At 61.8% G+C, this 9,356-nt stretch carries 7 protein-coding genes, 1 tRNA gene and 1 pseudogene; 6 read left to right on the top strand and 3 right to left on the bottom strand.

The window, feature by feature from the left end; genetic code table 11:
* The first annotated feature begins 71 nt into the window (after positions 1–71).
* The 3 genes and pseudogenes from AC0L25_RS31750 (at position 72) to AC0L25_RS31740 (ending at position 3,830) form a co-directional block, all read left to right on the top strand.
* Positions 72–527, top strand: coding sequence for a type I restriction endonuclease (locus AC0L25_RS31750; protein ID WP_473599076.1), 456 nt, complete (start codon positions 72–74; stop codon positions 525–527).
* A 10-nt stretch (positions 528–537) separates the two neighbouring features.
* Positions 538–3,102 carry a type I restriction endonuclease subunit R gene (locus tag AC0L25_RS31745; protein WP_473599075.1) on the top strand — a complete coding sequence of 855 codons (2,565 nt, stop codon included), beginning with the start codon at positions 538–540 and terminating at the stop codon, positions 3,100–3,102.
* A 147-nt stretch (positions 3,103–3,249) separates the two neighbouring features.
* A pseudogene (locus AC0L25_RS31740) lies at positions 3,250–3,830 on the top strand (M48 family metallopeptidase).
* A gap of 210 nt (positions 3,831–4,040) precedes the next feature.
* On the opposite strand, the gene AC0L25_RS31735 reads toward AC0L25_RS31740, so the two are convergent.
* The 3 genes from AC0L25_RS31735 to AC0L25_RS31725 all read right to left on the bottom strand — a co-directional run bounded on the left by AC0L25_RS31735 (position 4,041) and on the right by AC0L25_RS31725 (position 6,173).
* Positions 4,041–4,748 (bottom strand): class I SAM-dependent methyltransferase, encoded by a 708-nt coding sequence (locus AC0L25_RS31735; RefSeq protein WP_473599074.1) that lies wholly within the window; start codon positions 4,746–4,748, stop codon positions 4,041–4,043.
* A 78-nt stretch (positions 4,749–4,826) separates the two neighbouring features.
* Positions 4,827–4,903, bottom strand: a tRNA-Arg gene (locus AC0L25_RS31730).
* 382 nt (positions 4,904–5,285) lie between these two features.
* Positions 5,286–6,173 (bottom strand): D-alanyl-D-alanine carboxypeptidase family protein, encoded by an 888-nt coding sequence (locus tag AC0L25_RS31725; RefSeq protein ID WP_473599073.1) that lies wholly within the window; start codon positions 6,171–6,173, stop codon positions 5,286–5,288.
* 519 nt (positions 6,174–6,692) lie between these two features.
* On the opposite strand from AC0L25_RS31725, the gene AC0L25_RS31720 reads away from it, so the two are divergent.
* The 3 genes from AC0L25_RS31720 to AC0L25_RS31710 all read left to right on the top strand — a co-directional run bounded on the left by AC0L25_RS31720 (position 6,693) and on the right by AC0L25_RS31710 (position 9,251).
* Positions 6,693–7,793, top strand: a complete 1,101-nt coding sequence (locus AC0L25_RS31720; RefSeq protein ID WP_473599072.1) for a hypothetical protein — start codon at positions 6,693–6,695, stop codon at positions 7,791–7,793.
* A gap of 357 nt (positions 7,794–8,150) precedes the next feature.
* A complete protein-coding gene (locus tag AC0L25_RS31715; protein WP_473599071.1) occupies positions 8,151–8,771 on the top strand; it encodes a nucleoside triphosphate hydrolase in 621 nt (206 codons plus the stop codon).
* A gap of 102 nt (positions 8,772–8,873) precedes the next feature.
* Positions 8,874–9,251 carry a hypothetical protein gene (locus AC0L25_RS31710; RefSeq protein WP_473599077.1) on the top strand — a complete coding sequence of 126 codons (378 nt, stop codon included), beginning with the start codon at positions 8,874–8,876 and terminating at the stop codon, positions 9,249–9,251.
* Positions 9,252–9,356 lie beyond the last annotated feature (105 nt).

Genomic DNA, 9,356 nt, shown 5'->3' with positions numbered 1-9,356 from the left:
GGAATCATTCCTTTGCATCTGGCCTAGGAATCACATCTCGATTCCACCAGTCTACCCCTAAGTTAGCGCCTATGGGCCTGACCCCGGCCAACGAGCGGGTCTGGAAACATCTCGCCCTTGGCGTCACTGTCTCCGAGTTCATGCCGGACGGCCACAAGCATTCTGTCACGGTGCCGCTGCTCGACTTCGCGGACCCCGCGAGAAACCGCCTCCACGTCACCGAGGAGCTTTCCGTCGAGCGGGAGGGCGGGCATGGCCGCTTCCGGCCGGACATCGTTCTCTATGTCAACGGCATCGCGCTGGCCGTCATCGAGGCCAAGCGCCCGACAGGAAGCCATGCCGAAAAACTGATGCTAACCGAGGGCGTCTCGCAGCATTTGCGCAATCAGAAGCCTGACGGCATCCCCGTCCTCTATGCCTATGCCCAGCTTCTCCTGTCCATCTCCGGGCAGGACGGCAGATACGCCACCACCGAGACCCCGTCGAAATTCTGGTCGCTGGCGCGAGGAGGAAATACTCGCAGCTGACATCGAGTCGATGGTCAACGCCAAACTGACGACGCAGCATCATTCCGCGCTCTTCAACGAGCGACCGGCCCATGTCCGTGTCTTCTTCGACGGCCTTTGGTCGAAGCCCGTCGCCACCACTGGGCAGGATCGGCTCATCGTCTCCCTGTTGCGGCCCGATCGCCTCCTGGAGTTCGTTCGCTACTTTCTCCTCTTCGATCGCAAGCTCGGCAAGATCGCCGCTCGCTACCCGCAAGTCTTCGGTATCAAGTCCATGCTGCAGCGGATCGAGAAGCGCAACCGCGACGGCGAGCGCGAGGGCGGCGTCATCTGGCACACCACTGGCTCCGGCAAGTCCTTCACCATGGTCTTTCTGCTCAAGGCGCTGCTGATCCACGACGGTCTTGTCCGCTGCCGCATCATCGTCATCACCGACCGGGTCGACCTGGAGCGCCAGCTGTCGACCACCTTCATGGCCGGCGGCGCTTTCGGCTCTGCGGTGGCGACGAAGAAGGACGGCGAGAACGCCAAAGCGTCATCAGGCGACCTGGCGCAGCGCATCGGCTCCGGCACCGAGCGCATCATGTTCACGCTGTTGCAAAAATTCAATTCGGCGACACGCTTCAAGGAATGCTTCAACGCATCCGAAGACCTCATCGTGCTGGTCGACGAGGGACACCGCAGCCATGGCGGCGAAAACCATGAACGGATGCGCAAGGCCCTGCCAAACGCCGCCTTCATCGCCTTCACAGGGACTCCGCTGCTGAAGGACGACAAGACGCAGAACAAGTTCGGGCCGATCCTTCACGCCTACACCATGCAGCGGGCGGTGGAGGACGGAACCGTCACGCCACTTCTCTATGAGGAGCGTCGGCCAGTGGTCGACGTCAACGCCGAGGCGATCGACAAATGGTTCGACAAGATCACCACAGGCCTTTCCGACCAGCAGCAATCCGATCTGAAGAAGAAGTTCGCCACCCGTGGCAGCGTCTATCTCGCCGGCAACCGCATCGACCTAATCGCCTGGGACATCGCCACGCACTTCTCGCAGAACTTCAAGGAGCTTGGCACCGGGCTCAAGGCACAACTGGCGACCGACAGCAAGCTCTCCGCCATTCGCTACAAGCAGGCACTCGACGCCACGGGGCTCGTCACCAGCGCCGTCATCATCTCGCCACCCGACACCCGCGAAGGCCATGAGGACACCGACGAGGCGAAGACCCCGGAAGTCCAGAAATGGTGGGCGGCCAATGTCGGCAACGATGCGGAAGGATACGAGCGGCGCGTCATCGAGGATTTCGCTACGCCCGGCCGGCCGGACATCCTCATCGTCGTCGACAAGCTACTGACCGGCTTCGACGAGCCGCGCAACGCGGTGCTCTACATCGACAAATATCTCAAGGAGCACAATCTGCTCCAGGCCATCGCAAGGGTGAACCGCCTTCACGAGGCCAAGCAATTCGGCTTTCTGATCGATTATCGGGGCATCCTGACGGAACTCGATACCTCGCTGAAAGACTATCAGGACCTCGCCGAGCGCACCCAAGGCGGCTACGACATCGAGGATATCGAAGGCACCTTCGCCAGTGTTGCGACCGAGTACAAGCGCCTGCCGGGCCTCCATGCCTCGCTGTGGGCAATCTTCGGCGACGTCAAGAACAAGGGCGACCGCGAACAGTTCCGCCTGGTGTTGACCCCAGATTCGGTTCTTGGCGAAGACGACGCAAGCTATGATCGCAATCAGAAAGTGCGCGAGGATTTCTATGCCGCGCTGACCGAGTTCGGCATGTGCCTGAAGCTCGCCCTTTCCTCACGCGCCTTCTTCGAGGATGGCTCGTTCAGCGAAGTGACGATAGCCGACTACAAGAAGGACCTGAAGTTCTTCACCGAGCTGCGCATCCAGGCCAAGCAGGACGCCATGGAGACGGTCGACTTTTCGGCCTATGAGGAGCAGATACGCAAGCTTGTCGACAAGCAGGTCGTCGGCGTCGAGATCAGGGAGTCGGAAGGAGTTATCGACCTTACTGGCTTCACGGACCACAAGCAGGCCGGCTATGATGCGTCAGGGTGGAGCGATGACAAGGCCCGCGCCGAGACCGATGTCATCAAGACACGACTGACCAAGACCATCGAACAGACGCTCGCCGATGATCCTTATGCACAGGCGGTCTTTTCTGACCTGTTACGGCAGGCGATCAAGGAGGCGGAATCCCTGTTCGATCCCCCGCACAAACAATACATCCTGTTCAAGGACTTTACGAGATGGCGAGGATGCGGGCCAATCCCCATGTCCCCGACCGCTTCCCGGACAATCCCCACGCGCAGGCCCATTTCGGTCTGTTCCCGATCGTGCTGGGCGAGTTCGCCGCGCGGGATAGGGGTGAGGACTGGCTGGTGGCCGGCCTTCCACATCGATGGGATCGTGAGCAACGCCGTGGCGACGTTCTCGATCAATCCGGCGAACATCGAGGCCGAAATCAGGACCAGGCTCCTGCCGCGCTATTTCAAGGCGCTGGGAGGGCTGGACAATGCGGGGGCGCTGGTAGATCGCATCGTCGAGATCGTACGCCTGGGAGCCTCCCGTGGCACTCTCTGAGCGCAACATGTCGACGTTGCGTTATGGCGACCAGAACATCGCCTATGCCGTGCGGGTCAACCCAGTCCGGCGCGAGCGCATTGCCATCATGTCCATCCCGATGGTGCCGTCGAGGTCGAGGCTCCCGAGGACGCCAGCGAGGAAGCCATCCGCAAGGCCGTGATGAAACGCGCCCGCTGGGTTCTCCGGCATGTCACCGATGCCAGGAAACGCTTCGAACATGTGCTGCCACGGCAATATATCAGCGGCGAGCAGGCGCTCTATCTCGGCCGCCGCCATGTCCTGAAGGTGATACAGGTGCCCAAGGCGGAGCGGTACATCAAGCTGAAGCGTGGCCTCCTCATCGTCGCGACGGACAACACCGACAAGGCGGCGCTCCGGGCTCGCTTGCGGCCTGGTATCGCGTCAAGGCTCGGGACTACTTCGCCGGCCGCATCGAGGCGATTTCCAAGGCGCTGCCCTGGGTACAGGAGCCGCCGCCCTTTCGACTGCTCGACATGAAGCGGCAATGGGGAAGCTGCGCGACGGGCGGTTCTGTCACGCTCAATCCTTTTCTGGTCAAGGCCCCGCGCGAGGCGGTCGACTACGTCATCACTCATGAGCTTTGCCACCTGAGGGAACACAATCACAGCCCTGAGTTCTTCCGCCTTCTCACGCGCTCCATGCCGGGTTGGGAGGCGATCAAGTCCCGGCTGGACCATAGCGCCGAGATTATCTTGAACGACTGAGAGGACTGTCAGAATGGCTACTGGAGTATAAACCCCAACCCATGGGTCCAGAATGGACCGCGCAAGTTTGGCGCGCCGGACGAGATGAAACCGGGAACTGCTACTCGATTGTTTTGCTATACAAGCCGTGAGAAGCGCGCCGCTACAGGGCCGATACTGATGGCGAACTCCATATGGATGCGCGGCGGCCGGCTGGCTCGAAAGCAGCAATCAGATCTTGCGTGCGCCCTCTGCCGAGGGCTTTTGGACAATCACAACGTAGTTTTTTGGATAGCCACTTGACGTATGCTTGCCGCGTTCGTCCACGACATAGAAGATGCTGGCAAGAAGACGAAACAATACTCGACTAACAATCACAACCGGCACCACCGACCATCCCAGCACTCCCGGGACGGTTCTATACGCTCGCGTCGGAAGATATTTGGAAGCTGTTTCAAGTTGGTAAGCAACTGTTCCAAAATATCCTTCCAACCACTCCATACTTAGAATATCCAATCCCTCTTCTTTCATCATCGCTCGCCACGCGAACTGTGTATACCGGTAGAAGTCGTAGGGTTGCTCGTGCTCCTGATAGAACAATGGGGCGCTACAGATCATTGTGCCGCCCGGCTTCAATACCCTTCCAAGTTCGCGGAGAGCCATCATTGGCTTAGGAAGATGTTCCATGACCTGAGTAAATACTATGGCATCGAATCGAGCATCCTCGACAGGTATTGCTTCCAAACTGCAGACATAAGTGGATTCAGCGTATGACTTATTGACTTGCTCGAAGTCAGCAGACTCATACTCACAGTGGGCGAAAAGGTGTCTATATTTTTGATCTCCGGCTCCAGCGTCGAGCACTCTGGAGCCCGCTGGGACAGTTGCCGCAAACGCCTCATTCGCGCGGTACAACCATGTCCTGGAGGAGTTTCGCATCAGTCTCGCGCCTAGCGTCAATCGGGCATCAGATTGCAGTCAGAGCTGGTATGCTAACCACTTGTTCTGTTGAATATATGGCGCACCCGACAGGATTCGAACCTGTGACCTCTGCCTTCGGAGGGCAGCGCTCTATCCAGCTGAGCTACGGGTGCTTTCAAGATCGACGATCCGGAAAACGAACCAGCCGGTAACCGGCCAGCCACGGCTTCTTAGCGGAAGCAGGCGCGGGCTTCAACGGGCAAGTGGCCGGCGGCAGGCTGCGAACTCGGAATAACGCATTTTTCGGATTGCTCATTCCGCGAGGGGCCCACGATCTGGAGCTTGCCGTGGCCCTCGAACATGCGAGAAGCAAGCCCGCAGGCCGGCAAACCTGCGGTTTTGTCGGACTTATGAAGAATGGCGCCGGCGCCTAAAATGAAAAACCCGCCTCGGCGGGCGGGCGCAAATCAGTACTGTGAATAAATTCCTAGCATAATTGCCGTCACCTGTCAAGTTGAAACCATCGATCACGAGCGCCCCCGCCGAACGCCGCCCTCACTGCTCCCCGGCATACAGCAGCCGTGTCGTCGTGTTCGATGCCGGCGACAGGTTGCGCTGGATCAGCGCCTCGACGTGGTCGTTTCGCTGGCGCGCGCTGTCGGCGCCCATCACTACGAGGATGAGCCGGCGGCCGTCGGCATCGTAGGAGGTGACGATGTTGAAGCCTGAGGCTCTGATATAGCCTGTCTTGATGCCGTTGACGCCGCGGACGCGGCCGAGCATGTCGTTGTGGCCGCGCACCAGCCTGCCGCGGAACATGAAATCGCTTTCGGAGAAATAGTGGAAATGCTGCGGGAAGCGGGCGCGCAGCGCCGTGCCGAGCACCGCCATGTCGCGCGCCGTCGTCTGCTGGCCGGCGTCCGGCAGGCCCGACGCGTTGCGGAAGACGGTGCTGCGCATGCCGATCTGGCGCGCTTTGGCCGTCATCATCGTGGCGAACGCGTCTTCGCTGCCGCCGAGAAATTCGGCGACGGCGACCGCCACGTCATTGGCCGATTTGACGGTGATCGCCAGGATCGCCGATTCGACATCGATCGTCTCGCCGCGCCGGAAGCGCAGCTTGGTCGGCGGCTGCCTGGCGGCGTTGTCCGACACCGGGATCAGCGTCGTCTTGCTGATGCGGCCCTGCTCCAGCGCCTCGAACAGCAGGTAGAGCGTCATCATCTTGGTCAGCGAGGCCGGATAGCGCGGCGCCGTCGAATTGGCCTCGAACAGCGTCTTGCCGCTGCCGCCGTCGATGACGACAGCCGCATATTTCTGCGCCGGCGCCGGCACCGCCAGCATGGTCTCCGTCGGCGTCGTCGCGCAGCCGGCGACCAGCACCAGCAGCGCCAGCGCCGCGACAAATCTTGAGATGAGCGGAACGAGGTGCGGTTTGGACATTCTGAAGGTAAGCTGTTGCTGAAACGAGTGGAAAGTAGCGTAACCCGATTGCCCCGTCTATTTCGTTAATGCCGGTGCCCCCCGGCGTTGGCGCTGCCCCTCACCTGCCTGCCGGCATCGTCGCAAGACCTAGGTTCCTCGCCCCACGAAGTGGGGAGAGGTGGCCCGGCGAAGCCGGGACGGAGAGGGGGCGACATTCGCGAAGCCAGAACCCGGTGAGGGACAGGGCGCGAGACGGACCAAGATGCGAAGCCGTCAGGAGCTTGAACAGCGAGTTCCCAGACGCTGAAAGGCCCCTCTCCGTCCCGGCCTCGCCGGGCCACCTCTCCCCACTTCGTGGGGCGAGGAACCCAAGTCCTGCAACCGGCAACCGCAGGGCAATGAGGGGCAGCGCCGCCAGCCGGCAATGATCGCTCCCACAGGGTGCCCCGGCGTCTCTGATGTGAAATGCCCATCACCCAGCTTGCGCTACCGGCGTCATGCGGGTTTGCTGGCGCCGGCAGAATCAGCAGGTGCGCCATGCTCACGATCAAGGCAAACGGCATTTCGGTAACGGTCGATCTCACCGTCGGCCATCTCGCCGACATGGCGGTCGATATCGACGGGCGCCGGCTAAAACCGCTGCATCGCGCTCCGTGGATCGACGAACCGCGCGAGACGCTGCCGCCAGACCTGCCCGAGGGCACCGTTCGCCTGTCCGGCGATTTCCTCTGTGCGCCGTTTTCGCGCAGCGATGTCGAGGAAGCACCGCTGCATGGCTGGCCGGCCAACAGCCGCTGGGATGTCGTCGCCTCCGAGGCGACTGCCGATGGCTGGCGGGCCGTTTTCAGGCTGCAGCACAAGGTCATGAGCGCGACGGTCGACAAGATCCTCACCTTGCGCGACGACCATCCCTTTCTCTATCAGGAGCATGTTTTTTCCGGCGGTTCGGGCGCGATATCCGTCGCCCATCATCCGATGACGGCGATGAAGAACGGCGGCAGGCTCGCTTTTTCGCCCAAGCGGTTTGCGGCAACGCCGGACGACCCGCTCGAGCCCGATCCGGCCCGCGGCCGTTTTCTATTCGCCTATCCCGCGCGCTCGACCGACCTGACGCGTTTTCCCGCCGCCGCTGGCGGCACGCTCGACCTGACCGACTATCGCATGGACCAGAGCCGAGAGGATTTTGTCACGCTGGTCGAGGCCGACCATGGCGGGCCGGGCTGGACCGCACTGGCGCGAAAGGCGGAAGCCGATCTCGTTCTGGTGCTGAAGAACCCGGCCGAGCTGCCGGTCACCATGCTGTGGATCAGCAATGGCGGTCGCGACTACGCGCCGTGGAGCGGCCGCCATCGCGGCGTGCTCGGCATCGAGGACGGCCGCACCGCGCTCGGCCATGCCGCGTCGCTCGGCGACAACTGGCTGAAGCGGGAAGGGGTGGCGACCGCTTTTGCTCTCGGCGAAGGCCGCAATGTCTCATTCCGCCACGTCATCGGGGCGTTGCCCTTATTGGACGGCGAGCCGCCGCGCGACATCGCCACCGCGCAGGGGCATATGCGCATTGCGGCTGCCGACGGTTCGACGCGGGAAGTACCTTTCGACGGCGATTTCCTGCGCATTGGCCGATCCGTACCCGCCTGATTGGGCTGTGCGCAGGCAATCGCTCATTGCGGGCGCTTGCGCTGCCCCTCACCTGCCTGCCGGCATCCTCTCCCCGTATAGTGACGGGGAGAGGGGTGCTCTCGTCGACGGTTTCGCCAATCACCAGCGTTGCAGGAAGGGCGCCAACGTTGGGCCAGCTCTTTCTCCTCGTCACTATACGGGGAGAAATGCCCGGCAGGGCAATGAGGGGCGGCGGCGACCTCGACAATTGGTCGATCTTCAACAGCAAGCGATTATTACTGAAGCGACTACCCTGGGCAACGCCAGTCCCCGGATTTGAAATTGCTGCGAACTATCGCCAAGATACGATCCAAACACCCAGCCAGAAAGGCTCCGATGTCCGAGATTGCTCATCTCGCCGCCACCATCTTCAAGCGCGCCGGCAGGGCGCGGCGTTTTGTCGTTGCCATCGCCGGTCCTCCGGGCGCCGGCAAGTCGACGCTGTCGGCCCGCCTGCATGAACTGCTGCCGGAAGGGGCGGCCGAAATCGTGCCGATGGATGGCTTCCATTACGACGATATCGTGCTCGAGCAGCGCGGCCTGCGCGCGCGAAAGGGCGCTCCGGAGACCTTCGACTTTGCCGGCTTCGAAACCTTGCTGAAGCGCATCCGCGCGGCCGAGCCCGACATCGCCATTCCGGTGTTCGACCGCAGCATGGAGCTGTCGCGCGCCGCCGCTTCGATCATTGCCGCCGACACCAAGTTCATCCTGGTCGAAGGCAACTATTTGCTCCTTGACGAGGAACCGTGGTCGCGGCTGGCGCCGCTGTTCGATTTCTCTCTTTTCGTCGATGTCCCGCGCGCCGAGCTCGAGCGCCGGCTGCTCGAGCGATGGCACGAGCATGGCCGCTCCGACGACGACGCCCGCGCCTGGATCGCCTCCAACGACATGCCCAACATCGACCGCGTGCTTGCCCGCCGCCGCCCCGCCGATCTGGTGATCGGCGATCACGCCTGATTTGCAAGGACCAGCCGCGCCTGGAACCTTAGGACTTTCCGCCCGTTATGTCAGATACGGCAATGATGCTGACATGAGGAAAACTGTCCGATGGCTACTCCGATGGCAACCAAGGCAAGAAAGCCTGCGCCCGGCAAGGGCAGGGCAACTCGATCCAGGGCAACTCAATCAAAGGCAACTGAATCGAAGGCGGGCGCTGGCCCGGCCGTCGCCGCCCGCTCCAAGGATGCGGCAAAGCCCAGCTTTGGCAAGGCAGCACCGAAGAAAGTGACGCCGACCGCAGCCAAGACCACGGCAAAACCGGCCAAGTCGAGCAAGTCGGCAAGCGGCGGCTCGATGGCCGACAGCGCAATGCGAACCGTCAAGACGACGGCCAATGTCGCGGCCGGCGCGGTTGTCGCCACCGCCAGGGGCGCTGCGTCCCTTGCCGCTTCCGTTATGGGCAAGGGCGGTTCAAAACCCAAAGCCAAGGCAAAATAGCCGCCTCTCTCCGCCTGCGGCCGATTGAGCTAGAGCGTTCTGTCATTTGATTGAATCGTAGGGATTCCCGAATCACGACAATTTTGATTCAACCTGCTGGCTGGG

The organism is Mesorhizobium sp. WSM4813, from assembly GCF_055811555.1.
This window is presented reverse-complemented; position numbering and strand designations above follow the sequence as displayed.